Raw genomic sequence first — 23,945 nt, forward strand, 5'->3', positions numbered from 1 at the left:
ACTCGGCTACCTTCTTGCGGTAAGGCTTTCGGGGAGGAATCGGGGAATGACCAGCACTGCGACGGCCCCGGGTCCCACGGCGCCCGCGCCGGGACCCCCACCGCCGCCGCCGGATGGCCGTGATCGCGGGGGCCGCAGCGGCCTCCTCGGGCTGCTGGACCTGCCCGGCCAGGCGGTCCGCGCGATCGTCCGGTCCGCCGCGACCACCCCCGGCAGGCTCACCGTGATCGCCGTCGCGCTGGTGCTGCTCGCCCTGGTCGCCGGCACGGTCGCGACGCTGTCGGTGCAGGACCGCGACGACACGATCAGCGGCGTCATCGACCACCGCGAACCCCTGGCCGCCGCCGCGCAGCAGGTCTACAAATCGCTTTCGGACGCCGACGCGACCGCGGCCAGCGCGTTCCTCTCCATCGGCACCGAGCCGCCCGAGCTGCGCTCCCGCTACGAGCGCGACATCGCCGAAGCCGGCGCCGCCCTCGCCAAGGCCGCCTCCGACTCCTCCGACGTCGCCGCCGCGGCCTCCCCGGTCGACGTCCTCAACCAGTCGCTGCCCGTCTACACCGGGCTCGTCGAGACCGCCCGCGCGAACAACCGCCTCGGCTACCCCGTCGGCGCGTCCTACCTGCGCGAGGCCTCCGAGCTGATGCGCGCGAAGATCCTGCCCGGCGCCCAGGACCTCTACCGCGTCGACACCGAGCGGCTGATCGAGGAACAGGACACCTCCACCGGCTTCCCGTGGCTCGCCGCGATCCTGATGGTCGCGCTGCTGGCCGCGCTCGTCGTCGCGCAGGTCTACCTGACCCGGCGGACCAACCGGGTGCTCAACATCGGGCTGGTCGTCGCGACGGCCGCCGTCGTCGTGTCGCTGCTGTGGGGCTCGGTCGCGCTGATCGTGCAGGGCAGCCTCGTCGGCAGCGGCCAGGACGACGGCTCGCACCGCGTCGACGTGCTCGTCCGCGCGCGGATCGCCGCGCTGCAGGCCCGCGCCGACGAGACGCTGACGCTGGTCGCCCGCGGCGACGGCGCGGCCTACGAGAAGGACTTCGGCGCCAACGCCGCCCAGCTCGTCGGCCCCGACGGCCAAGGCGGCCTCCTGGGCGAAGCCCGCGGCCTGATCACCGACGGCGAAGGCGCCAAGAAGGTCGCCGACGCGAGCAAGGCCGCGCAGGACTGGCTGGCCGCGCACAAGCAGGTCCGCAGCCAGGACGACTCCGGCCAGTACCAGGAAGCCGTCGACACCGCCGTGCTCGAGGACCGCAAGACCGGCTCGGCCCCGGCGTTCCGGCGGCTCGACGACAGCCTCCAGTCGGCGATCGACGTCGGCAGGCAGCAGTTCCTCGACGACACCCACGACGGCGACGCCGCGTTGACGCTGCTGGCGCCCGGCCTCGCCGTCCTCGCGGTGGTCGCCGCGGCGGGTGTCACCATGGGAATCCGGGAGCGACTGAGGGAGTACCGGTGAGCAGGCGGGGGAACACGGTCCGGGCGGGCGTGCTGGCGGTCGTCGCGCTGCTCGCGGCGTCGTGCGGCAGTCCCGGGAAACCGGTCGACCCGGCCCCGGTCAGCAACGCGGGCTGGCCGCAGCCCGCGCACGTCGGCGGGCCCGACTCGACCGCGGGCGGCGCCACCGACACCAGCTGCAACCCGCTGGCCAGCCTGCCGGCGAACGGCACCATCGCCAGCGACTCCACCATGGCGAAGATCAAGGAACGCGGCAAGCTGATCGCCGGCGTCGACCAGACCACCTACCTCTTCGGGTTCCGCAACCCGACCTCGGGCAACCTCGAGGGCTTCGACATCGACATGGTCAACGCGGTCGCCCGCGCGCTGTTCGGCACCTCCGAGGGCCACGTCCAGTTCCGTGCGATCCCGTCGTCGCAGCGCGAGGACGTCCTGCAGAAGCACCAGGTCGACATCGTCGTCCGGACCTACAGCATCACCTGCAAGCGCCGGGAGTCGGTGCAGTTCTCTTCGGTGTACTACGTGGCCGGGCAGCGGATCCTGGTCGCGAAGGAGTCGAAGGTGGAGAAGCTGGCCGACCTGAGCGGCAAGCGGGTGTGCGCGGCGAAGAAGTCGACGTCGCTGGCGAAGATCGCGACGGACCCCGCCAAGCCGGTGCCGGTCTCGGTGGACAACTGGTCCGACTGCCTGGTGATGCTCCAGCAGGGCCAGGTCGCCGCGGTGTCGACCGACGACACGATCCTCGCCGGGATGGCCGCGCAGGACCCGACGCTCAAGGTCGTCGGCGAGCAGTTCACGCAGGAGAACTACGGCATCGGCATCCCGAAGGACAACGAGGACATGGTCCGCTACGTCAACGCGGTCCTCGACGAGATCCGCGGCACCGGCGTTTGGCAGGACAGCTACCGCAAGTGGGTCGAGCCGTCGCTCGGGTCGGCGTCGCCGCCGTCGCCGCAGTACCGGTGAGCGCGTCGCGACTAGGATTGGTCCCCGCAGGCCGGGGATCTGGGAGGTAAGCAGTGTCGGAGGAGCCGCGCCGTCCTCGGCACGCCGCGCCGGACGAGGAGCCGCAGCGGGCCACGCCGAGCTGGCAGCCGCCGCCACCGGTGCGGTGGGAGACACCCGAGCCGTCGATCTCGGGCCGCCTCGACGACGGCGCGCCTTCTCGCGGCGAGGAGACCGTCATCCACGCGCCCGTCCGCCGTCCGCCGACCCCGCCGGGCGGCCAGCCCGCGGCCGTCCGCGGGACGATCCCGGGCGCCGAAGACCCGACCCGGCCCCCGGGCAGCATCAACCCCGTCCTGCCGCCGGTCCAGGCCACGCAGGCGGTGGCGCCCCCGACGCAGGCGGTCCGCCCGGACCCGAACGCGCCGCAGCCGACGAGCGTGCTCGCCGCGCCCGCCCCGGAGACCCAGAGCATCATGCCGCCGGCGCCGCGGCCGGACACCGGTCCGGACACGCCGCTGCCCGACCCGGGCACCGAAAGCGTGCTGCCCGAACGCAGCAGCGAAGGCAGGCACACCGGCACCGGAACGGGGACCGGCACCGGCACCGGCACCGGCAGCGGTTCGGGCTCCGGCTCGTTCCCCGGCACCTCGCGGCGGACGTCGTCGCGGACGTCCCGCTCCCGCCGCGGCCGCCTCGGCGCCGGGCTGGTCGAGGTCCCGCCGGTCCCCGCGCGCGACCCGGCGTCGGCGGTGCTGAAGAACCCCGTGGTGTCGGAGGAAAAGCGGTTCTGCGGCAACTGCAGCGCGAAGGTCGGCCGCGGCAAGGACGGCAAACCCGGTGCCGCGGAAGGGAAGTGCGAAAACTGCGGCGCGCCGTTCTCGTTCGTCCCGAAGCTGCAGCCGAACGAGCTCGTCGGCGGCCAGTACGAAGTCCTCGGCGCGCTCGCCTACGGCGGCCTCGGCTGGATCTACCTGGCCCAGGACCACAACGTGTCCGACCGCTGGGTCGTCCTCAAAGGACTGATCGACACCGGTGACCAGACGGCGATGGCGGCCGCGGCCAACGAACAGCGGTTCCTCGCCGAGGTCGAGCACCCCAACATCGTCAAGATCCACAACTTCGTGCAGCACCCGGACGCGCACAGCGGCACGATGGTCGGCTACATCGTCATGGAGTACGTCGGCGGTCAGTCGCTGCGGCAGCTCGCGCTGGCCCACCACCGCGAAAGCCGCCGCCCGGAGCCGCTGCCGATCGGCCAGGTCATCGCGTACGGGCTGGAGATCCTGCCCGCGCTCGGCTACCTGCACAGCCAGAACCTGCTCTACTGCGACCTCAAGCCGGACAACGTGATCCAGACCAACGAGCAGCTCAAGCTGATCGACCTGGGCGCGGTCCGGCGGATGGACGACTACGAGAGCCCGCTGTTCTTCACCACCGGCTACAGCGCGCCGGAGCTGGCGAAGCAGGGCGCCTCGGTGGCGTCGGACCTGTTCACCGTCGGGCGCACGCTCGCCGTGCTCAGCTTCGAATTCACCGGCTACACCACCAAGTTCAAGACCACCCTGCCCGGCCCGGACGCGGTCCCGCTGTTCGCGCTCTTCGGCTCCTACTACCGGTTCCTGCGCCGAGCGACGCACGCCGACCCGGACCGGCGGTTCCTCTCCGCCGAGGAGATGGGCGACCAGCTGACCGGCGTGCTGCGCGAAATCATGGCGCTCGGCACCGGCAAGCCGCGGCCCGGCGCGTCGACGGTGTTCGGCCCCGAGAGCCGCACCTTCGGCGTGCAGCTCGTGGTGCCGGAACAAGGCCAGAGCGTGCCGCTGCCCGGCTCCGACGAAGTCGTCGCCGGCCTGCCCATCCCGCAGGTCGACACCGACGACCCGGCCGCGGGCGTGCTCGCCACGACGACCGCGCTCGACCCGCGCGGCGCCATCGAGGCACTGGCCGGCGCGCCGCGCGAGTCGATCGAGGTGCGGCTGCGGATCGTGCGCGCCCGGATCGAGCTGGGCGAGCTGTCCGAAGCGCAGCGGCAGCTGCAGGCGGCGCAGTACCTGGCGATCAAGAACGGCTTCCCGCACGACTGGCGGATCGACTGGTACCGCGGCCTGATCGAGCTGGCCGGCAGCCGCTCGCGGGTCGCGCAGGTCGCGTTCGAATCCGTCTACGACGACCTGCCGGGCGAGATCGCCCCGAAGCTCGCGCTGGGCATCAGCGCCGAAGGCGTCGGCGACTACTTCGCCGCGGCGCGCTTCTACGAGCTCGTCTGGCGCACGGACCGCAACTACGTCAGCGCGGCGTTCGGCCTGGCTCGCGTGTACCTCGCGCAGGGCGCGCGCAACAGCGCCGTCGAGGTGCTCGAGACGGTCCCGCCGTCCTCGACCCACTACGTGGACGCGCAGGTCGCGGCCATCAAGATCAAGACGACGGCGACCAAGGCCAACGGCCGCGAGACCCCGGTGACCGAGCACGACCTGCTCGACGCGTCATCCCGGCTCGAACGGCTCCGGCTGGACCTCGAGCGCCAGACCCGGCTGTCCGCCGGCGTGCTCGAAGCCGCGCACGACTGGCTCAAGCAGGGCAAACCGACCCCGGGCGCGCGCGTGCTGGGCTGCCGGCTGGAGGAACGGGAGCTGCGGTTCGGATTGGAACGCTGCTACCGCGCGCTGGCCCGGCTGGCGAGCACGGTCGACGAGCGCGTCAAGCTCGTGGACCGCGCCAACGCCATCCGGCCGCGGACCCTGACCTAGGGGTTGATCTCCCAGTCGCGCTGCCGCTGCCGGTTCTTCTCGTGCTGCGCCGCCAGCTTCTCCAGCGCCTCCGGGTCGCCGTGCGTGCTGAAGTGCTCGAACCCCACCACGATGAACAGCGCCCGCGCGCTCACCGCGATCGGGCCGTCCTCGGCGTCCAGGTGGCCGTCGGCGCTCACGTAGATCTTGCGGCCCGCGATGCCGTCCAGCCGCGCCTCGATGAACAACGTCGAGCCGACCGGGACCGGGCGCCGGAAGTCCGTCTCGAGCTTGCCCGTCACCGCCGGGCGGCGCATCAGGTTGCCGACCGTCGAGCCGAGCGCCTCGTCGAACGCGCAGGCCAGCAACCCGCCGTGGGCCAGCCCGGGCGCGCCCTGGTGCGCCGCGGTCACGGTGAACCGCGAGTGGATCACCTGGCCTTCGCCGACCGCCGACCGCAGGTGCAGGCCCGCGTCGGCCTCGTCGCCGCAGCCGAAGCACTCGCTGAAGTGCACGCCGAGCTCGGTGCCCGGTGCCGGCGCCTTCGGGTGCGGCACGGCCGGCTCCACCGGCACCGGCGGCCAGGGTTGAGAAACACGACTCATGCGCTGACGTTAACTCGCCGGTAGCGGCCCGCCGCGCGCGGCCCGCGGCGTAATCAGGCAACGTATACCTCTCAGTAGCCGGAAAGTTCCCCACCGTAGAAGATTCGCGGCTCAGGCTGCCGAGCCCGGAGAGCCGGTTAAGACTGGGCTGATGAGCTCGAACGGCCCAATGGGCACTGCACGGAGGAGGTCGTCGCCGGCATGAGCGAACCAGCAGCAACGACGGGCAAACCGTCAGTGGACGAGAGAACCGTCAAGCGAGCCGTGTGGGCGTCCGCCATGGGCAACGCCACCGAGTGGTACGACTACGGCGTCTTCACCTCGGGCGCGATCGCCACCAGCATCGGGACGCTCTTCTTCCCCGGCGAGGGCAACGCCGTCCTGAAGTCGCTCGCGCTGCTCGCGGTCGGGTTCATCGTGCGGCCGTTCGGCGGGGCGTTCTTCGGGCCGCTCGGCGACAAGATCGGCCGCAAGCGTGTCCTCGCCATCACGATCCTGCTGATGTCCGGCTGCACGTTCCTCGTCGGCGTCCTGCCGACCTACGCCGGCGGCTACAGCATGGGCATCGCGGCGCCGATCGCGATCCTGCTGCTGCGGATCATCCAGGGCTTCTCCACCGGTGGCGAGTACGGCGGAGCGGCGACGTTCATCGCCGAGTACTCCCCGACGAAACGCCGTGGCTTCTTCGGCAGCTTCCTCGAGCTCGGCACGCTGGGCGGCTACGTGCTCGGCAACCTCGTGGTGCTGTCGGTGACGCTGTCCATGACGGCCGACCAGGTCGACGCCTGGGGCTGGCGGATCCCGTTCTTCGTCGCGCTGCCGCTCGGCCTGATCGGGCTCTACCTGCGGAACAAGCTCGAGGACACCCCCGAGTTCCGCCGGATGGAAGCCGCTGGCGAGGCCCCGAAGAAGGCGCCGCTCAAGGAGATCTTCGTCCGCAACTGGCGGATGATCCTCAACCTGATCGGCATCGTGCTGCTGCTGAACGTCGCGGACTACCTGCTGCTGACCACGATGCCGACGTACTTCACCGACACGTTGAAGATCAACGACAACACCTCGACGTTGATCATCATCGCGGTCGAAGTCATCCAGATGGCGATCATCATCCCGCTCGGCGCGCTGTCGGACAGGATCGGCCGGAAACCGCTGCTGCTCACCGCGGCCATCGGGTTCCTCGTGCTGAGCTGGCCGTGCCTGAAGCTGATGCAGTCCGGCAGCATCCTGTGGCTGTTCGTCGGGTTCCTGATCGTGGCGATCCTGCTGGTGTTCATGCTGGCCGTGATCGGCTCGACGTTCCCGGCGATGTTCCCGACGCGCGTGCGCTACGGCTCCTTCGCGATCGGCTACAACGTCTCGACGTCGCTGTTCGGCGGCACGTGCGGCGTCATCGTGACGGCGCTGATCAAGAGCACCGGCAACGAGGACTGGCCGGCGTACTACCTGATGGCGGCGGCCCTGATCGCGATCATCCCGATCATCAAGATCCCGGAGACGTCGCAGGTGCCGATGGAACAGATCGACACCGAGGACAGCGGCGGCAAGCTGGCCTCCGCGGCCGCTCAGCGCTGAACGGCCGCCGGACAGACGTGTGCCCCGCCCGGATCACCGGGCGGGGCACACGTGCGCCGTGGGTCAGTTCGCTTCGCTGCGAGGAGTGAAGCGCTTGCGGGACCAAGCGGCGAGCGCACCCGCAGCCACGACAGCGATTCCGGTTTCGACGATCAGTGCGGCGAGCACCATGTGCTTCCTCCTCGGGTTCTCGGGCCGGCGCGAAGCGACCGGCTGAGCAGTTCCTGCGGTGTCCGATCGGAACACCACACGACATATCGCCCCAACCCGGGCGGGTATTTCGTCAGAAACCCACATCGCCGCGGTGATCTGCGGCACAGGCCCTGAGCTGCGAAAACGTCAGCGGGACGTGCTCGCCGTCGGCGCGTTCGTCTCGGTCGGTCCCGAGGAAGGCCGGCTGGTGGCGGGCGGTGAAGCCCGCTGCGTCGTCCGGCCCGCCGCCGACGGCGGCTGCGGAACCCGCGTCGAGCGCGACGACGCGCGGCTCGGCTCGGCCGCCGGCGGGACCGACGTCGCCGGCGCGACCTCCGGGGACGGCGGTAGCGAGGGGGCGCTGGTGCCGATCGTGGACAGCCCGGGACCGGCCGGCTCCACCGGTTCCGGCGGCCCGGCGCGGTGACCGGCCAGGAAACCGGCCACCGCCAGGACGACCGCCGTGGCGGCCGACGTGCCCGCCACGGCGAAGCGCTTGCGTCGTCGCCGGACCCGGCCACCGCGCTCGATCACGTCGGCGGCATCGAGGCGCATCGGCGGCCGCACGCCACCGGCCGCGCCGGTCAGGAACGCGCGGACGTCGTCTTCGGGGTCCATGTTCGTCACCTCCCCTCCGTGGTCGCGCTGAACGTCAGCGCACCGTAGTGCGGACCGAGCCGGTTGCGCAGCGTCGCCAGGCCGCGGGAAGCCTGGCTCTTCACCGTGCCGGTGCTGCAGCCGAGCGCCTTCGCCGTCTCCTCGACGCTCAGGTCCTCGAAGTACCGCAGCACCAGCACGGCGCGCTGCTTGGGGGCCAGTACGGCCAGGGCCTGCCGGACCAGTTCGTCCTGGTCGCCGGCGGCCGGTTCCGCCGGCAGCTCCGGCGGGGTGTCGGTGAGCCGCTCCCGCTTCCACCTGCTGCGCCGGTGCTCGGCGAGGAACGTGCGCAGCACGACCTTGCGGGCGTAGGCGTCCAAGGCGTCGTGGCGCGACAGCCTCGGCCAGGCGAGGTACAGCTTCAGCAGCGCGGCCTGCGTGAGGTCCTCCGCCTGGTGCCAATCCCCGCAGAGCAGGAAGGCGGTCGACCGCAGGCTGTGCGCGCGCTCGCCGAAGTACCGGGCGAACTCGCCGTCCCACGGCGAGCCCGGCCCGGTCGACGGACGGGAGCGAGAAATCACCTGGCTACCGGACCACCTCGATGGCCGGCAGGTGCAGGTCACCGGTCGGGCCGGCGGGCACGGCACGCGGAACGCGCTGGGCCGGACCCGTACGCGGGGCGCGGGTCGTCTCCCGCGGCGCGGGCGCGGCGGTCGGCGGCAGGGGGCGCCGGCTGGTGGTCGGGACCGCGGACGGCGCCTGGGGCGCGGTGGTGGCGGACGGCTGCGCCGGCGCGGCCTGGTCGGCCAGGGCGATACCACCGGTCAGGGCGCCACCGGCGAGCACGAGCGCGCCGAGGGTCAGGGCGATGCGGATGCGCAAGACAGCTCCTCTTCTCGCGGCGCGACCGGGATCGCCGCGCCTCTGCCCCTAGTCATGCGGTGGGTGATCACCGGGGTTGCATCGGATTTTCCGGCCGTGGAACGCGAACGGCCGGGAAGCCCGCGATGGACTTCCCGGCCGCCCGGTGCTGCCTCGGTGGTGTCAGCCCGCGAGCGCGGACAGCTTCTGCCAGCTCGCCCAGTCGTAGGTCCAGTCGCTGTAGTCGCCGTCCTTCGCGCTCAGCGTCTGCGTGCTGCCGGTGATCTCCACCGGGTCGCCGGTGAGCACGCCGTCGTAGTACTCCTTCGCCCGCGCCGGCGAGAGGTTCAGGCAGCCGTGCGAGACGTTCTTCTTGCCCTGCGCCCAGACCGACGCCGCCAGGCCGTGGATGAACTCGCCGTTGTTGGAGATCCGGACCGCCCACGGCACCACGACGTTCTCGTAGTGGTACTTCGGGTTGCTCATCGCGTACGTCGCCTGCTTGCCCATCACCACGTGCACACCGCTGTGGGTGACCCGGCCCGGGTCGGAGTCGAGGCCGTAGCTCACCGGGTAGTCGGCGATCTGCTGGCCGTCACGGATCACCTGCATGGTGTGCTGCTGGGTGTTGCCCTTGACGATCTGCGAGCGGCCGATGGTGAAGCTGGCCGAGACGTCCTGCTTGCCGTAGGTGCCCTCACCGACCTTGACGCCGTAGATCTTGGCGTTGACCTTCACCGTGGTGCCCGGCTTGTAGTACTCCTTCGGCCGCCAGTGCACCGAGGTGTCACCGTCGGTCCAGCCCCACGAGCCCTCGGTCTTCGGCGTGGTCTCGACCGACAGCGCCTTCTCGACCGACGCCTTGTCGGTGACGCGGCTCGGGAAGCTCAGCGCGATCGGCATCGCGATGCCGTACGTCTGCCCGTCGCCGACGTTCAGGCTGGCCGACATCTGCCGCTTCGGCTTCACCGTGGTGAACGCGCCGCTGATCGGCACGTTCTTGCCGTCGGAGCCGCTGACCTGGCCGGACCACGTGTAGGTCTTGCCGTAGCCGAGCTGCTCGGTGGTGTTCCAGCTCTTCTTGTCCGCCGACGTCTGACCCTGGACCTGCTTGCCGTCCGGGTTGGTCAGCGTGACCGAGACGATCGTGCCGCTGTCGACCTTGACCTCGACCGGCTCGCCGGGCGGCACGTCCTGGGCGCCGCCCGCCGGCGTCACCGTCAGCTTCGCCGGCTGCGCGGTGGGCGCGGGCGACTGGGTCGGGCCCCCGCCCGACGTCCCGCTCGCCGACACCGTCGGTTCGCTGCTGCACGCCCCCAGCGTGAGTACCGCGACCAAGCCCAGTGCCACTGCCGCGCCCCGGCGCCGCGTGGAAGTCCTCACCGTCACACCCATTCCCCTTTGCCCCTTTGGTGCTTCCCCTCATCGAGACGTCCCGTGGACCGGCGACGTTGAGCAACAGTCGCGTGACGAAGGTCACAAAGGTCCGGGAGGCCTTTCACTGAGGGGGCACGGGCGACTCCGAGCCGTATCCGGTGATCACGGTGTCGCTGTGCTGCGCAAGACTATCCGGTGGGTCCGACAGAACGTGCCGGGAGCCCTACGACGTTCCGGTGACCTTGGCCCGGACAGGCGGTTTTCGCCTCGATCACGGGGTTCAACTTTGGCCAGATCCCGGTAGTCTGCTCTCAGGCCGTCGTTTTGCGTGTTAGTGGCTTCACACTCGCGGAACTTCTGACGCGAGCCATGGAGCCGAACCGCTCTTGACTCGACTCGTTGGAACCGCCCGGGACGGTCGGGGTGCCGCTTCGGTGGCATTCGAAGCGGATCTGTGTAACGAGGAGTACAGCGGTGGCGCAAGGCACTGTGAAGTGGTTCAACGCGGAGAAGGGCTTCGGCTTCATCGCGCAGGACGGCGGCGAAGGCGACGTGTTCGTTCACTACTCGGAGATCGAGGGCCGCGGCTTCCGCACCCTCGAGGAGAACCAGCGGGTGGAGTTCGAGGTCGGCCAGGGTCAGAAGGGTCCGCAGGCCCAGAAGGTCCGCGCGATCTGACAACCAGGCCCTCTGCGTTTCAAAGGCCTGAGCGAAGGGCCCCCGGCGATTCGATCGCCGGGGGCCCTTTCTCGTGTTCTGGTCGGCGCCGTCTAGTCAGCGCCGTCTCGTCAGCGCCGTCTCGTCAGCGCCGTCCGAGGGCCGGCGCGTCGAAGGCGTCGGCGGGGAAGTGGAACTCGTCGGTGAGGTCGCTGAGGTCGCCGGCGTGCTGCTGCCGCTGGTCCTGCAGCGAGGTCGCCTGGCCTTCCCAGTTGAGCCGCTCGAGGATCCATTCCTGGGCGAGCGCCTGGGGCGAGATCTCCCGCTCGGCGGCGATGTCCTTCAGCTGCTGGTTGGCGATGAGGCTCATCCGGAGCTGGATGACCTGCGCCTCGCCGAAGCGCTTGCCGGAGCCAGTGCTCTCGTTGTCGGCATCGGGCGCGAGTGCGGCGAGGTAGGAGGTGAGTTCCTTGTCCTCGACAACGCCATCATCCGCAGGCTTCGCGGCACCACGATGGCGTCCGGGGGACGCGGCTTTGAGGTTCGTCCGGCTGCTCAAGCGGCCAAGGGAGGGAAGAGGCACGCCAGCCACGATAACGGTTAGGTCTCACCACACAAACCACTGTGAGCCACAACACGCCAAGCGGTCGCCCCGATCAGCCCAGCGGCTCCCCGAACGGACTAGCGCAAGAAAACGCAGCGCAACAGCCCCCTAACGCAAAGGGTCGATCAAGGCAAAGAAGCGCGGTTCACCGAGGTAGCAAGCCCGCGCACGCTCAATCGAGCAACGGAAGCAAGGCACCAAGGCGGAGCGGCGAGCGGCAAATAGAGGCTGCCGAGCGGCACGGCCGAGAGCCACCGATGCGCGCCGAGCGACGCACCAAAGCCGAGCGAGGCGGCGCCAGAGCGAGGGCGGAAGACGCGAGCCGCAACGAGAGAGGCGGCCGACCAGGGCGAGCCAACCAGGAAACGGAGGAAAGGTCGCCAGGGCGAGGCAACCGGGAGACGCAGGAAAGGTCGCCAGGGCGCGAAGCGCCCGAGGCGATCCCGGCCGCCCCGAAAAGCCGCGAGAGACGCACCGTGGGGGGTCCGGGGGGCTCGGCCCCCCGGGTCGGCACACCGGAATGAATCGGGCAGGCGAAGGGCGAAGCCCGAGCAGGCCCGAGAAATGGAGGACCCCCGCGCCAGGGGGAGGAACGCGGGGGTCGGAGGGGATCTCCACAGGCGCTGACCGGGGGTGTGTCAGCACTTCGATTGTTGCACGAGTTCTGCGCCTGGGCGAGTGGAGAGCGGGAAATTTCCGCGTGGGGTGTCACTTCCGGCCCAGGTGACCGTCGTTCGGGTGGTGGGCTTCTTCCGTTGTGCCGGTTGCGCTGCGTTGAGCGGAGCGTGGCCTCAGGTTCACTCTCCGGGGGGCTGTGTGTGGCGGCCGGTGCTGGTTAGCCTCGCGGCCAAGCTGTTGTGAGCCGTGTGGAGGGGCTATGAGCGGGTCTGTTGAAGTGCGGCAGTTCCTCCTTCGGTACGAAGGTGCCGATGGGGGGAGTGCTCCGTTTGCCGGGGGGTTGCCGGCTCAGCGGAGTGGTGCCGCGGATGCGCAGCGGGTGTCGGATGATCAGGTCCGGCGGGCTCGGCTGGCGGTGGCGAATGGTGCGCTGGGGGTCGAGGACTGTGCGCAGTTGCTGGAGATGCTGGGGTTGAATCTGGATGAGGACGGGCAGGCGCCGGTCCAGCGTTGAGGTCGGGGCCCGGCGGTGTTCCGCCGGGCCTGTCCGGTGATGTTCCTGCTGGTTGTCGCCGTTTCCGGTGAGTGATTCGCGAGGTCGTCGGCGTTCCTTGACGCGGGTTTCGTAACAGTGTTACGTTTGCCGGGTCGAAAGGGGACGGACATGACGACGATCGAAGGCGCGGCGGGGCTGGCCAACCGGATCCGGCCGGTCGTCCAGGTGCTGGGCGGCAAGTTCATGACGTCGCCGGAGCTGGCGGCGGTCGAGGCGGAGGCCGGGTTGCCGGCGCGCTCGCTCTACGTCCGGGGTCGCTCGGCCGTGCTCGGGGACGTCCCGCCGAAGGTCGCCGCGGAGCTGTTCGGGATCTTCCCGCACTGGCTGTTCGAGTTCGTCCTGCCGCCCGCGGCGGCGGCCCTCGACGCGCCTGCGTCCGTCCGTGCCTACGCCGAGTCATCGGCTCGGTGGTCACGCGTCAACCTTTCGGCCGTATCGGAGCCCGGCCGTCTGGCGGAGCTGCTGTTCCGCGTCGCCGACACCGCGGACGCCAGCGGGCTGGCGCTGTTCGCCGGCTGGCAGCACGCGGAGCGTCCGGCGGGCGACGTCGAGCGGCTCGGGTTCGCGCTCATGCTCTTCCGCGAACTGCGCGGCGGCCTGCACTTCGCGGCGCTGCGGGCGGTCGGGCTGACCGTGCCGGAAGCGGTGATCGCGGACCCGGAGGGCGGTCGCGAGCGGCTGCTGCGCACGGCGTGGCCGGCGGAGGCCGCGGACGAGCTCGTCGCGGCGGCCGAGCGCAAGCCCGATCTGCGCGACCGCTGGCACCGCGCCGAGGCCCTCACCGACGACCGGATCGGCGAGCTGATCGAGTCGGCGTTGACCGAGCCGGAGCGCGCGGAGCTCGATCGCCGGCTGGCGGAGCTGTTTGCGCAGGTCGTGGCGGCGCCCGGGACTTAAGTAACCCCCGCTGCAAAGCGGTGGCGGCGTGCCCTATGCTTGTAATCGCTCCCGGGGGGACCTGAGAGCGCGGTCGGTCGGTCACCCGAAACCGGCCGGGCTCCCATCGTCCAGCGGCCTAGGACTCCGCCCTTTCAAGGCGGCAACGCGGGTTCGAATCCCGTTGGGAGTACGCAGTACTGTAGTGGATAGATGCAAGGCCCTGTGGCGCAGTTGGTTAGCGCGTCGCCCTGTCACGGCGAAGGTCGCGGGTTCGAGTCCCGTCAGGGTCGCAAGATCGTTCGGCTCCTCGCCGGCGTTCCCGGCCAGGTAGCTCAGTTGGTACGAGCGTCCGCCTGAAAAGCGGAAGGTCGCCGGTTCGACCCCGGCCCTGGCCACCGCAACGAAAACCGCCCCGAAGACTCGGGGCGGTTTTTTCATGGGCGGACTTCCTCGACGTGGAAGTCCCCGACCGGCTGCGGGCCCTCGGTGACCACGACGACCGTCCCCTCCTCGATCCGGTACGGGCCGGCGTCGTCGACGATCAGCCAGCACCCCACCGCCGGTGACACGAGCGCTCCCGGTGTGGTGCCACGCAGCGCGAAGGACGCGAGGCCGGAGCCGGCGGTCCGGGGTGGGACGAACGCGTTCGCGAGGTAGTCGTCGGCGCGCGGAGGGCCGGTCCTGCGGCCGCCTTGTTCCGCACCGCGAGAGTATTCCACCGTGACGCCGAACCCCTGGGACGCCGAGGCCGCCTCCTTCGACGAGCAACCCGACCACGGTCTCGGCGACCCCGTCGTCCGGAAAGCCTGGGCCGACCTCCTCCTCCCGCTGATGCCGGCGGGGAACGCCGAGATCGTCGACCTCGGGTGCGGCACCGGGAGCCTCTCCGTTCTCCTCGCCGAGGCCGGCCACGCCGTCCTCGGCCTCGACTCCTCCGCCGGGATGCTCGACGTGGCAAGGAAAAAAGCCAAGGGCGCTGTCCACTTCCGCCTCGGTGACGTCGCCGACCCGCCCGTCACCGGAACCTTCGACGTCGTCCTCGCGCGGCACGTTCTCTGGGCCATGCCCGACCCGGGTGCCGCCGTCGGGAAATGGGTCCGGCTGCTCAACCCCGGGGGCCGCCTCGTCCTCGTCGAAGGCCGCTGGTTCACCGGTGCCGGGCTCACCACGGACGAATGCCGAGCCCTCGTCCGAGCCCACCGGCAGGAGGCCGACGTCCGGGTGCTCGACGACCCCGCCCTCTGGGGCAAGGAAATCGACGACCAGCGGTACCTCCTCCTCAGCCGGTACTAGGCCGAACGAGTGAACCCGAAACCGCCGTGTCCGGTCCCGGAGACCCGCGACGACCACCCGGCGAACGGCAGCCCGGCCCGGGCCGCCACCTGCACCGGGGAGCCGACGTGCGATACCTCCTTGCCCTCCACATGAACCCCACCCTCTGGGCCACCCTCACCGACGACCAGAAGAACGGCGTCTACGAAGGACACGGCGACTTCATCAAGCTCATCACCGGCACCGGCGAAATGGCCGGGACCAAAGCACTCGCCGAACCGGCCGAGACCAAGACCGTGCGCGTCAAGGACGGCGCCGCCGACGTCCGGGATGGTGCCTTCATCGAGACCGAAGCCTTCTTCTGCGGCTACTACCTCGTCGACGTCGAGACCGAGGCGCGCGCCGTCGAACTCGCCGCCCTCATCCCCGATGCCCAGTACACCGCCGTCGAAGTGCGGAAGGTCGTCCACGAGGGTTGACCTCGATCAAGGTCGAGGGTGCACGCTGGACGCATGACCACCGAGTGGGGCACCGATGCCGTCGACCTGGACGCCTACCTGACCAGGGTCGGGCAACGACGACGGCCGCCGTCCGAAGAAGCGCTCACCGACCTGATGCGCGCCCACGTCCGGACCATCCCGTTCGAGAACGTCGACGTCGTTCTCGGGCAGCACCAGGGGATTTCGCTCGACGTCGTGCACGCGAAACTCGTCGGACGGCGGCGGGGCGGCTACTGCTACGAGCAGAGTGGCCTCTTCGCCGCCGTCCTCGAGCAGCTCGGCTACCGCGTCCACCGGCTCGCCGCGCGCGTCCAGCCGCGGCGGCCCGGGCCCTACACCCACATGACGCTCGTGGCCGAGGCCGACGGGAAACGCTTTCACGCCGATGTCGGCTTCGGCGCCGGGATCCTGGCCCCGATGCCGCTCGTCGACGGCCAGGAAACCGACCAGGCCGGCTGGCCGCACCGGCTCGCCGAACAGAACGGCTGGTGGACGCTCAAAAAGGGCGACGAAGACCTGCTGGACTTCCGGCTCGACGGCATGCACCCCATCGACTACGAGGTCTACCACCACTACACCTCGACGCACCCGAAGTCGCCGTTCACCGGCCGGCTGGTGATCATGACGCTCGAACCCGGCGTCAGCCGCAAGCTCCTCGGACGCGAACTCACCGTCGAAAAGCCCGGCGGCACCAGGGAAACCACCACGATCGGCCCCGACGAGCTCGACGCCACCCTCAAGGACTTCGGCATCGAACTGACGCCGGACGAGCTGGAGCGCCTCCTGGAGGTCTACTGACCGAACAGCTCGGCCGCCGCCACCGGACGGCCGAGGTGGTAGCCCTGCGCTTGGTCGCACCCCAGCGCGCGCAGCAGATCCACCTGCTCCGCGGATTCGACACCCTCGGCGATCACCGTCAGGTCGACCGCGTGCGCCATGGCGATGATGCTCGTGACGATCGCTTCGGCGTCCCGCGACTCCGCGATCCCGGTGATGAACGAACGGTCGATCTTGAGCGTGTCCAGCGTCAGCCGTCGCAGCTGCGCGAGCGACGAATAGCCGGTGCCGAAGTCGTCGATCGCCAGCAGCACGCCCAGCGACCTCAACGACGCGAGCACCTCCGCGGCCGCTTCCTGGTCGCGCATCAACGCGCTTTCGGTGACCTCCAGGCACAGCGCGCCGGCCGGCAGCCCGGTGTGCGCCAGCGCGTCCCGCACCGCCGGCACCAGGTGCGGGTCGTCGAGCTGGCGCGTCGACAAGTTGACCTTCAACGTCAGGTCCAAGCCCTGCCCGGCCCGCCGCGCGGCCAGCTCCCGCGTCGTCGCGCGCAGCATCTCCTTGCCGATCACGTTGATCAGGTCGCTCTCCTCGGCCAGCGGGATGAACTCCGCGGGCGAGATCGCGCCGTGGCGGGGGTGCGTCCAGCGCAGCAGCGCCTCGACCGCGACCATCTCCCCGGTCCGCAGGTCGACGACGGGCTGGTAGGCGGGCCAGAGCTGGCTGTCGTGCACCGCGTCGCGCAGGTCCTGCTCCATCCGCAGCCGCCGCTGCATCCGCTCGCGCAGGCCGACGTCGAAGAAGTGGTGCCGGCCGCGGCCGAGTGTCTTGGCCTGGTACATCGCCACGTCCGCGTCGCGCAGCAGGTCCTCGGCGCTGCGGCGGTCCGCGGTCGGCACGAGCACGACGCCGATGCTCGCGTCGAGGTGCAGCTGCCTGCCGAGCACGCCGATCGGCTCGGCCAGCGCGGAACGCAGGTGCTCGGCCAGCGCCCGCACCTCGCCGGGCTCGGTGACTTCGCCGGTCACGACGACGAACTCGTCGCCGCCGAGCCGCCCGACCAGGTCGTCGCGGCCGGAGCAGCGGCGCAGGCGCTCGCCGACGATCCGCAGCACCTGGTCGCCGACCGAGTGCCCCAGCGAGTCGTTGATGACCTTGAACTTGTCCAGGTCGAGGAACAGCACGGTGACCGCGCCGCGCCGGTCGGCGGCGAGCCGGTCGAGCACCAGCGTCCGGTTGCCCAGCCGGGTCAGCGGGTCGTGGGTGGCGTCGTGCGCGAGCTGCGCGCTGATCGCGCGGGTCTCGGTGATGTCGGTGAACGACGTCACCACCGCCAGCGCCGCCGGGTCGTCGGGGTTGAGCAGCCGCGAGGTCAGTGACACCCAGACGTCGCGGCCGTCGGGCCGGCGCAACCGCACCACCAGGCCGTTGTGCGTGACGCCGGTCCGCCGCGTCCGCACCGACGGCGTCTCGTCCGGCGGGATCCAGTGCCCGGCCTCGGTGAACAGCACCAGCGTGTGGCACGGCACGCCGATCAGGTCGGCTTCGGCGACGCCGATGATCCGGCACGCGGCCGGGTTCGCGGCCTCGATGAGCCCGCCCGGCCCCATCACCAGCACGCCTTCGTCGAGCGACGCGACGACCGTGCGGTAGTTCTGCTCGGCCCGCCGCCGCGCGGTTTCATCCGCGCACACGAGCACGTACCCGTCGTTCATCTCCGCTGCCGAAACGCGGACCGCCAGGGGCGCGCCGTCCCGTCGCCGGTGCACCGCCTCGGTGACCCCGCCGCCGCTCAGGTCCAGCGGCGCGCCGACCAGCTCACTCGCCCGCCGTCCGACGGCTTCGGCCGCGGTCCAGCCGTACACCGCTTCCGCGGCCGGGTTCCAGCTGGTCACGACCCCTTCGCCGGTGGTCGCGATCAGCGCGTCGCTGACGTGCGACACCAGCGCGGCCTGGTAGCGCAGGGCGTCCGCGGCCGCCTTCTTCGCCGTGATGTCCCGCATGACGACCTGGTATGCGGCCGGTCCGCCGAGGCGCACCGACACCGTCTCCACGGCGAACTTGCTCCCGTCCAGCCGCGACATCAGCGCTTCGACCGGCTCGCTCGCCTGCCCCGGTTCGGTCAGCCTCGCCAGCTTCCCGACCACGGCCGCCCGCGACTCCTCGGCGACGAAGTCGGTGAACCGGCGGCCGACGACCTCGTCGGCCGAGCACGCGGCGAACGTCTCGAGCGCGGCGCGGTTGGCATAGGTGAGGACGCCGTTCTCGTGGACGCAGATCGCGTCCGGACTCAGCTCGACCAGTTCGGCGAGGGAGTCTGCCTGCATGAGCGTCCGTCCCCCCGGCAGTCGGCGTGTGGCTCGGTCGATTACACCACCGACTCCGGCGCCTGCCTACCCGCCGAAACCCCGGCCCGGCCTGCGGAAGCGCCGCGCAGCCGCGGCCCCCAGAACAGCAGGCCGAAGTGCGCGGCGAACGCGTGGCCGAGCAGCGTGACGATCGAATCGAGCGTCATCGGGTCGTCGCTCAGCCAGATCACGGCGATGAACGCCTCCATGACGGCCAGCGCCACCAGCCGGGCGCGGCCGCGCAGCAGGAACACGAGCGCGCCGGCCGTGGTGAAGAAGCCGTAACTGACGCCGATGTCGAGCCAGTGCCCCGCCGAGCCCGGCAGGACGTGGGCACTGATCAAGGCCATCACCGGCAGCTCGGTGACGAGCGTGGCCAGCACGTGGCCGGAGAAGAACACGGTCGCCGCGCGGCGGGCGCCGAACCGGCGTTCCAGCGGCGCGACGGCGATCGTGAAGATCACGACGTAGGCCAGCCAGCCTTCGTCGGACAGCCAGAGCGCGCTGGTCAGCAGCGAGGTCAGCGGCCGCCGCCACAGGTTGTGGGCGTCGGTGCTGGACAGCTGGAGCAGCCGCCCGGTCAGCTCCGGGTCGGCGAACTCGATCACCAGCGTCGTGCCGAGCAACAGAACGAGGTAGCCGAACGTGAACGGGGTCGACTTCGGGTTCGGGATCAGCTGCCACCGGCGCGGGACGGCGATCCGGGGGACCGGCCGATCGGCTTTCAGCAGCATGCTCTGAGCTTCGCCGGTCATGCTGGGAGCATGCCGAACCGCAGCTGTGAATCCGCTGTGGAATGTCACCCACAGTCAAGGTTTTCGTTACGTGACGAGTTTTTGCCAGAATCTCACCCGTTCGGGGGGCTTGTGCGGTAAAAATACGGCCACGATGTCGGCCGAAAGGCCTCTCGGGAAGGTCTGCCGGGGTGAACGACGAGGTATCGGTCGCCGAGCTGCTCGTGCGCGAGGGCTGGGGCGAGCGTTCAGGACCGGGGCAGTCGCGGTGGCGGGTGCTCGCGGTGATGCTCGCCGTCGTCATCGGCTGCGGCGCCGCGGCCGTGCTGGTCGGGCTCGGCGGCAAGGGCACCGAGAACGCGTCCCCCGTCGACCAGATCCAGGTCATCCCGTTCCCGCAGCGCACCACCGGCCTGGGTGGCGCCGACCAGGCCACGGACTCCCCGCCCGAGGGCGGCACCGGCGGCGGTGACGTCGTCCCGGGCGCCGGCGTGCCCCGCGAGACCGTCACCGAGGTGCCGGGCCGCGACTCGCCCCCCGAGAGCAGCGCCGATCCCGCGACGACGACCACCACGCCGACCAGCGGCGACCCGTCCGGCTCGGTCACCCCGACCTCGACGATCCCGCCCGGCGGCCAGCAGCCGCCGCACACGACGACGACCCCGAAGCCGAAGCCGTCGTGCATCCTGATCATCTGCTGGTGATCAGGTCAGCTGTTCCGCGAAATCGCTGAAGTCCCGCGTGTTCCAGCGCTCCGGGCGCATCACGATCGCGATGTTCTTCCCGTGGGTGCCGTCGGTCGCGTCGGTGTAGGCCTCGCTGATGCCCGAGGGTAGGTAACGAGCCGCCATCTCGTGCCGCTCCGCCTTCGTCATGGGCCACGTCTTCACCACCGGGCCCTCGACCGAGACGTACTTGTAGTCGCCGTCCTGCTGCTGGACGCACAGCGCGAACCGGCCGGCCGCCTCGATCAGCCGGTTCTTGCGCGAGCCCGGTGACGTCATCACGACGACGTCGCCGCCCGGCTCGTAGCGGTACCAGATCGGCGTGGTCAGCGGGGCCCGGCCGGGCTCGGCGGCAACGCTGAGCACGCCTACCTGCGGCCGGGCGAGGAACTCTTCACGCTCTTCGACTGTCATCTTGCGGGGCACCGAGGCCTCCCTAAAGCCATCCGATTTGCCTTAACGGTAGCCACGGCCGGACTGCAAAAGCAAGCACGTTTGCTTTAGGCTGGTCCCGTGACCCGACCCGGCGGCCGCAGCGCCCGCGTCCGAGACGCCGTGCACGACGCCGTCGTCGAGCTGCTCGCGATCGGCGAGATCAACGCGGCGATCCCCAAGATCGCCGAGCGGGCGGGCGTGAACCCGACGAGCGTCTACCGGCGCTGGGGCAGCCGCGAGCAGCTGCTGCTCGACGCCGCCGTGACGCGCCTGCGCGCGACGTCACCGATCCCGGACACCGGCTCGCTGCGCGGCGACCTGCTCGGCTGGGTCGAGGGCATCGAACGCTCGATGTGCGACCCGCGCGGCCAGATCCTGCTGCGCGCGCTCGTCGCCACCCTGGGGCCGGACCAGCAACCGGCCGAGTACCTCAAGGCCCGCGGCGAAGACCTGCAGGCGACGCTCGACAGGGCCGCGGCGCGTGGCGAGGAGGTGCCGACGGTCGACGAGCTCCTCGACTTCGTCCTGGCCCCGCTCTACCTGCGCGTGCTGTTCAAGCGCCCGGTCGAGCCGGGCATCGGGGCCCGGCTCGTCGAGCGGTTGCTCAGGGCGCTTCCAGCAGATCCGGCTCCGACCGACGGCCGAGGTGGTTGAACAGCAGGTTCAACGCGAACGCCAGCACCGCCGCCACCGTGATCGAGCTGCCGCAGATCGTCTGCAGCCACGCGGGGAAGTGCTGGAAGATCTTCGGCGCGAACGCCGGCAGCAGCCCGACGCCCAGGGCGACCGCGACGATGAACGTGTTGTGGTTGCCGGAAAACTCCACCGTGCGCAGGTTCTGCGCGCCCACCGCGGCGACCATCGCGAACATGACGACCGCGACCCCGCCGACCACCGGCTGCGGGATCGCCGCGATGAACGCGCCGATCTTCGGCACCAGGCCCATCAGCACCAAGATCCCGCCGGTCACCGCGACCACCCAGCGGCTGCGCACCCCCGTCATCCTCACCAGCCCGACGTTCTGCGCGAACGCCGTGTCGGGAAACGAGTTCATGACGCCGCCGAGCACGGCCGAGAAGCCGTCGGTGGCGAGGCCGCGCGCGAGGTCGGAGTCCGTCGGCGGCCGCCCGGTGATCTCGCCGACGGCGATCATGTCGGCGGTCGACTCGGTGAACGTCACCAGCATGACCACGCACATCGACAGCACCGCGGCGACCGGGAACGTCGGGGCGCCGAAGTGGAACGGCGACGCGAGCCCGAACCAGCTCGCCGCGCCGAGGCCGTCCCAGTGCACCAGCCCCATCGGGATCGCGACCACCAGCCCGATCGCCAGCGCCAGCAGCGGCCCGATCTGGTTGGCGAACCCGCGCAGCACCCGCGTGAACAGGATCAGCAGCGCGAGCACGCCGAACGCGAGCAGGATGTGCGACAGGGCCGCGTAGTCGGACGCGGTCGGATCGTTGCCCGCGATCAGGCCCGCTCCCGGACCGAGCAGCGAGACGCCGATGACGAGCAGGAGCGTCCCGGTGACCAGCGGCGGGAAGAACCGGATCAGCCGCGCAAAGGGTCTGGCGATGAGCAGCCCGAACACGCCGGACGCCAGCATCGCGCCGTAGACCGCGGGCAGGCCGTACTGCGAGGCGATCAGGATCATCGGGTTCACGACGCTGAACGTCGCACCCGCCACCACCGGCAGCCGGATGCCGAGCAGCTTCCCGACGCCGATCGCCTGTATCAGCGTCGCGATGCCCGCCACCAGCAGGTCCGCGTTGACCAGCAGCCCGATCGTCGCCGGGTCCAGCTTCAGCGCGCTGCCGACGATCAGCGGTACCGCGACCGAACCGGCGTACATGATCGACATGTGCTGCAGGCCGAGCAGCGCCAGCCGCCCGGCGGGCAGGACTTCGTCGACCGGGTGTTTCGTCATGCACAGGCCCCTTTCCCCGGCACAGTAGAAGGGCAGGACGTGACGGTGGCAAGTCCCCTGGGTCATGAACTTGTTTCAGGGGGGCGGCGCGGAAGCCGGGAATGTGTGACCATCGGTGCATGACTTCGGGCGGTATTTCCCAGGTGGGCCCGCCGTTTCGCGCCGATCACGTCGGGAGCCTCCTGCGGCCCCCGGTGCTGCGTGACGCGCGGCGGCGGCGCGAAAGCGGCGAGATCGGTGCGGAGCAGCTCCGCGCGGTCGAGGACGACGCGATCCGCGACGTCATCAAGATGCAGAAGGCGGCCGGGCTGAGCTCGGCCACCGACGGCGAATTCCGGCGTGCCTCCTGGCACATGGACTTCATCTACTCGCTCGGCGGCATCTCGAAGAGCGACGAGCGGCTGCACGTCAAGTTCCACAACCTGGCGGGCGACCTCGAATTCAGCCCGCCGGGCCTGCAGGTCGACGGCAAGGTGCGGCTCGACGAGCCGATCTTCGCCGAGCACTTCGAGTTCCTGCAGTCCCATGTGGACCCCGGCGTGACGCCGAAGCTGACCATCCCGTCGCCGAGCATGGTCTACTACCGCGGCGGCCGGGCGGCGGTCAGCGAAAGCGTCTACCCGGACCTCGAAGAGTTCTTCGCCGACCTCAGCGCCGCCTACCAGGCGCAGGTCGGCGCGGTGCACGGCCTCGGCTGCCGGTACCTGCAGCTGGACGACACCAGCCTCGCCTACCTGAACGACCCGGCGCAGCGGGAGCTCGTCGCGCGGATGGGCGGCGACCCGGACACCCAGCACCTGCGCAACATCGCGACGATGAACGCGGCCCTGGACGGCCGACCCGAGGACCTGACCGTGACGACCCACCTGTGCCGGGGCAACTTCCGGTCGTCGTGGGCGGCCGAGGGCAGCTACGAGTTCGTCGCCGAGGCGCTGTTCGGCGACCTGGCCGTCGACGGGTTCTTCCTGGAGTTCGACGACGAACGCTCCGGCGGCTTCGAGCCATTGCGGTTCGTGCCCAAGGACAAGAAGGTCGTCCTCGGCCTGGTCACGACCAAGCGCCCGGAGCTGGAGGACCCGGACGTCCTGGTGCGGCGGATCGAAGAGGCGTCGCGGTACGTCGACATCGACCAGCTGTGCCTGTCGCCGCAGTGCGGGTTCTCCTCGACCGAGGAGGGCAACGACCTCACCCCGGACGACCAGCTGCGCAAGCTCGAGCTGATCGTGGCCACGGCCGACCGCGTGTGGGGCGGCAAGTGATCACCTGCGTCGTCGACTACGTCATCGACCCCGCGAAGCTCGCCGACTTCGAACGCTTCGCCGCCGCGTGGATGCGGCTGGTGCAGCGCGAAGGCGGCATCCACCACGGCTACTTCCTGCCGTCGGAGGGGGCGAGCGACGAGGCCCGCGCGCTGTTCAGCTTCGAGAGCCTCGCCGCGTACGAGCGCTACCGGACGCTGTTCGGCGTCGACCCGGACTTCGTCGAGGCCGACAAGATCCGCGACGAAAGCGGCTGCGTGGTGCGGTACCGGCGGTCGTTCATGCGCCCGCTGCTCCCGGACGACGACCTCTGAA

General features: G+C 70.6%; 25 protein-coding genes and 3 tRNA genes. 17 read left to right on the forward strand and 11 right to left on the reverse strand.

Annotated features, from left to right (window positions below; genetic code table 11):
- The first annotated feature begins 46 nt into the window (after window positions 1-46).
- Genes ACWEVP_RS09225 through ACWEVP_RS09235 form a run of 3 tightly spaced genes read left to right on the forward strand, consistent with a single transcriptional unit; the run spans window position 47 to window position 5,156 of the window.
- On the forward strand, window positions 47-1,462 hold the full coding sequence (locus ACWEVP_RS09225; RefSeq protein WP_452062093.1) for a hypothetical protein: 1,416 nt from the start codon (window positions 47-49) through the stop codon (window positions 1,460-1,462).
- The gene (locus tag ACWEVP_RS09230; RefSeq protein WP_452062094.1) at window positions 1,459-2,427 is read left to right on the forward strand and encodes a glutamate ABC transporter substrate-binding protein; all 969 of its coding nucleotides are present in this window, start codon (window positions 1,459-1,461) and stop codon (window positions 2,425-2,427) included. Before ACWEVP_RS09225 ends, ACWEVP_RS09230 begins: the two co-directional genes overlap by 4 nt.
- A 53-nt stretch (window positions 2,428-2,480) precedes the next feature.
- A complete protein-coding gene (locus ACWEVP_RS09235) occupies window positions 2,481-5,156 on the forward strand; it encodes a tetratricopeptide repeat protein (protein ID WP_452062095.1) in 2,676 nt (891 codons plus the stop codon).
- On the opposite strand, the gene ACWEVP_RS09240 is transcribed toward ACWEVP_RS09235, so the two are convergent.
- Window positions 5,153-5,740 (reverse strand): PaaI family thioesterase, encoded by a 588-nt coding sequence (locus ACWEVP_RS09240; protein ID WP_452062096.1) that lies wholly within the window; start codon window positions 5,738-5,740, stop codon window positions 5,153-5,155. The genes ACWEVP_RS09235 and ACWEVP_RS09240 overlap by 4 nt on opposite strands.
- A gap of 237 nt (window positions 5,741-5,977) precedes the next feature.
- Between ACWEVP_RS09240 and ACWEVP_RS09245 the strand changes: the two genes are divergently transcribed.
- Window positions 5,978-7,312, forward strand: a complete 1,335-nt coding sequence (locus ACWEVP_RS09245; protein WP_452062097.1) for an MFS transporter — start codon at window positions 5,978-5,980, stop codon at window positions 7,310-7,312.
- 339 nt (window positions 7,313-7,651) lie between these two features.
- Here ACWEVP_RS09245 and ACWEVP_RS09250 read toward each other — a convergent pair whose 3' ends face one another.
- The 4 genes from ACWEVP_RS09250 to ACWEVP_RS09265 form a co-directional block, all read right to left on the reverse strand.
- On the reverse strand, window positions 7,652-8,122 hold the full coding sequence (locus ACWEVP_RS09250) for a hypothetical protein (RefSeq protein WP_452062098.1): 471 nt from the start codon (window positions 8,120-8,122) through the stop codon (window positions 7,652-7,654).
- 5 nt (window positions 8,123-8,127) lie between these two features.
- Entirely contained in the window at window positions 8,128-8,682 is a 555-nt protein-coding gene (locus ACWEVP_RS09255; protein ID WP_086675925.1) for a SigE family RNA polymerase sigma factor, read from the reverse strand.
- A 4-nt stretch (window positions 8,683-8,686) separates the two neighbouring features.
- On the reverse strand, window positions 8,687-8,983 hold the full coding sequence (locus ACWEVP_RS09260) for a hypothetical protein (RefSeq protein WP_452062099.1): 297 nt from the start codon (window positions 8,981-8,983) through the stop codon (window positions 8,687-8,689).
- Window positions 8,984-9,145: 162 nt separating this feature from the next.
- Entirely contained in the window at window positions 9,146-10,357 is a 1,212-nt protein-coding gene (locus ACWEVP_RS09265; RefSeq protein WP_452062100.1) for a L,D-transpeptidase, read from the reverse strand.
- Window positions 10,358-10,813: 456 nt separating this feature from the next.
- On the opposite strand from ACWEVP_RS09265, the gene ACWEVP_RS09270 reads away from it, so the two are divergent.
- On the forward strand, window positions 10,814-11,017 hold the full coding sequence (locus ACWEVP_RS09270; protein WP_003097368.1) for a cold-shock protein: 204 nt from the start codon (window positions 10,814-10,816) through the stop codon (window positions 11,015-11,017).
- Window positions 11,018-11,141: 124 nt separating this feature from the next.
- On the opposite strand, the gene ACWEVP_RS09275 is transcribed toward ACWEVP_RS09270, so the two are convergent.
- Window positions 11,142-11,579, reverse strand: coding sequence for a hypothetical protein (locus ACWEVP_RS09275; protein ID WP_452062101.1), 438 nt, complete (start codon window positions 11,577-11,579; stop codon window positions 11,142-11,144).
- 898 nt (window positions 11,580-12,477) lie between these two features.
- On the opposite strand from ACWEVP_RS09275, the gene ACWEVP_RS09280 reads away from it, so the two are divergent.
- From ACWEVP_RS09280 to ACWEVP_RS09300, 5 genes are all read left to right on the forward strand, one after another.
- Window positions 12,478-12,732 (forward strand): hypothetical protein, encoded by a 255-nt coding sequence (locus ACWEVP_RS09280; protein ID WP_364461157.1) that lies wholly within the window; start codon window positions 12,478-12,480, stop codon window positions 12,730-12,732.
- Between the two features lie 150 nt (window positions 12,733-12,882).
- Window positions 12,883-13,671 carry an SCO6745 family protein gene (locus ACWEVP_RS09285; RefSeq protein WP_452062102.1) on the forward strand — a complete coding sequence of 263 codons (789 nt, stop codon included), beginning with the start codon at window positions 12,883-12,885 and terminating at the stop codon, window positions 13,669-13,671.
- Window positions 13,672-13,770: 99 nt separating this feature from the next.
- A tRNA-Glu gene (locus ACWEVP_RS09290) sits at window positions 13,771-13,843 on the forward strand.
- A gap of 26 nt (window positions 13,844-13,869) precedes the next feature.
- A tRNA-Asp gene (locus ACWEVP_RS09295) sits at window positions 13,870-13,943 on the forward strand.
- 31 nt (window positions 13,944-13,974) lie between these two features.
- Window positions 13,975-14,048 (forward strand) — tRNA-Phe (locus ACWEVP_RS09300).
- 39 nt (window positions 14,049-14,087) lie between these two features.
- On the opposite strand, the gene ACWEVP_RS09305 is transcribed toward ACWEVP_RS09300, so the two are convergent.
- Complete coding sequence (locus ACWEVP_RS09305) at window positions 14,088-14,372, reverse strand: hypothetical protein (protein WP_452062103.1); 285 nt, start codon at window positions 14,370-14,372, stop codon at window positions 14,088-14,090.
- Window position 14,373: 1 nt separating this feature from the next.
- Here ACWEVP_RS09305 and ACWEVP_RS09310 point away from each other — a divergent pair, with 1 nt between their 5' ends.
- The 3 genes from ACWEVP_RS09310 to ACWEVP_RS09320 all read left to right on the forward strand — a co-directional run bounded on the left by ACWEVP_RS09310 (window position 14,374) and on the right by ACWEVP_RS09320 (window position 16,223).
- On the forward strand, window positions 14,374-14,946 hold the full coding sequence (locus ACWEVP_RS09310; RefSeq protein WP_452062104.1) for a class I SAM-dependent methyltransferase: 573 nt from the start codon (window positions 14,374-14,376) through the stop codon (window positions 14,944-14,946).
- A gap of 107 nt (window positions 14,947-15,053) precedes the next feature.
- A complete protein-coding gene (locus ACWEVP_RS09315) occupies window positions 15,054-15,404 on the forward strand; it encodes a YciI family protein (RefSeq protein ID WP_452062105.1) in 351 nt (116 codons plus the stop codon).
- A 33-nt stretch (window positions 15,405-15,437) separates the two neighbouring features.
- Window positions 15,438-16,223: an arylamine N-acetyltransferase family protein gene (locus tag ACWEVP_RS09320; RefSeq protein WP_452062106.1), complete on the forward strand. Its 786-nt coding sequence runs from the start codon at window positions 15,438-15,440 to the stop codon at window positions 16,221-16,223.
- Here ACWEVP_RS09320 and ACWEVP_RS09325 read toward each other — a convergent pair.
- Both ACWEVP_RS09325 and ACWEVP_RS09330 read right to left on the reverse strand, forming a co-directional pair.
- Window positions 16,217-18,529 carry a sensor domain-containing protein gene (locus ACWEVP_RS09325; RefSeq protein ID WP_452062107.1) on the reverse strand — a complete coding sequence of 771 codons (2,313 nt, stop codon included), beginning with the start codon at window positions 18,527-18,529 and terminating at the stop codon, window positions 16,217-16,219. The genes ACWEVP_RS09320 and ACWEVP_RS09325 overlap by 7 nt on opposite strands.
- Window positions 18,530-18,570: 41 nt before the next feature.
- Window positions 18,571-19,305, reverse strand: a complete 735-nt coding sequence (locus tag ACWEVP_RS09330; RefSeq protein WP_452062108.1) for a rhomboid-like protein — start codon at window positions 19,303-19,305, stop codon at window positions 18,571-18,573.
- A gap of 170 nt (window positions 19,306-19,475) precedes the next feature.
- Between ACWEVP_RS09330 and ACWEVP_RS09335 the strand changes: the two genes are divergently transcribed.
- The gene (locus ACWEVP_RS09335; protein ID WP_452062109.1) at window positions 19,476-19,988 is read left to right on the forward strand and encodes a hypothetical protein; all 513 of its coding nucleotides are present in this window, start codon (window positions 19,476-19,478) and stop codon (window positions 19,986-19,988) included.
- On the opposite strand, the gene ACWEVP_RS09340 is transcribed toward ACWEVP_RS09335, so the two are convergent.
- The gene (locus ACWEVP_RS09340) at window positions 19,989-20,435 is read right to left on the reverse strand and encodes a pyridoxamine 5'-phosphate oxidase family protein (RefSeq protein ID WP_452062110.1); all 447 of its coding nucleotides are present in this window, start codon (window positions 20,433-20,435) and stop codon (window positions 19,989-19,991) included. It abuts the gene before it with no gap.
- Window positions 20,436-20,522: 87 nt separating this feature from the next.
- Between ACWEVP_RS09340 and ACWEVP_RS09345 the strand changes: the two genes are divergently transcribed.
- Window positions 20,523-21,098, forward strand: coding sequence for a TetR/AcrR family transcriptional regulator (locus tag ACWEVP_RS09345; protein WP_452062111.1), 576 nt, complete (start codon window positions 20,523-20,525; stop codon window positions 21,096-21,098).
- Here ACWEVP_RS09345 and ACWEVP_RS09350 read toward each other — a convergent pair.
- Window positions 21,049-22,371 carry a nucleobase:cation symporter-2 family protein gene (locus ACWEVP_RS09350; protein WP_452062112.1) on the reverse strand — a complete coding sequence of 441 codons (1,323 nt, stop codon included), beginning with the start codon at window positions 22,369-22,371 and terminating at the stop codon, window positions 21,049-21,051. The two genes, ACWEVP_RS09345 and ACWEVP_RS09350, sit on opposite strands and share 50 nt — an antisense overlap.
- A 119-nt stretch (window positions 22,372-22,490) precedes the next feature.
- On the opposite strand from ACWEVP_RS09350, the gene ACWEVP_RS09355 reads away from it, so the two are divergent.
- Window positions 22,491-23,630: a 5-methyltetrahydropteroyltriglutamate--homocysteine S-methyltransferase gene (locus ACWEVP_RS09355; protein WP_452062113.1), complete on the forward strand. Its 1,140-nt coding sequence runs from the start codon at window positions 22,491-22,493 to the stop codon at window positions 23,628-23,630.
- Complete coding sequence (locus ACWEVP_RS09360) at window positions 23,627-23,944, forward strand: NIPSNAP family protein (RefSeq protein ID WP_452062114.1); 318 nt, start codon at window positions 23,627-23,629, stop codon at window positions 23,942-23,944. The genes ACWEVP_RS09355 and ACWEVP_RS09360 overlap by 4 nt, the downstream gene beginning before the upstream one ends.
- The last annotated feature ends 1 nt before the right edge of the window (window position 23,945 follow it).

This window comes from Amycolatopsis sp. NPDC003865, from assembly GCF_053605345.1.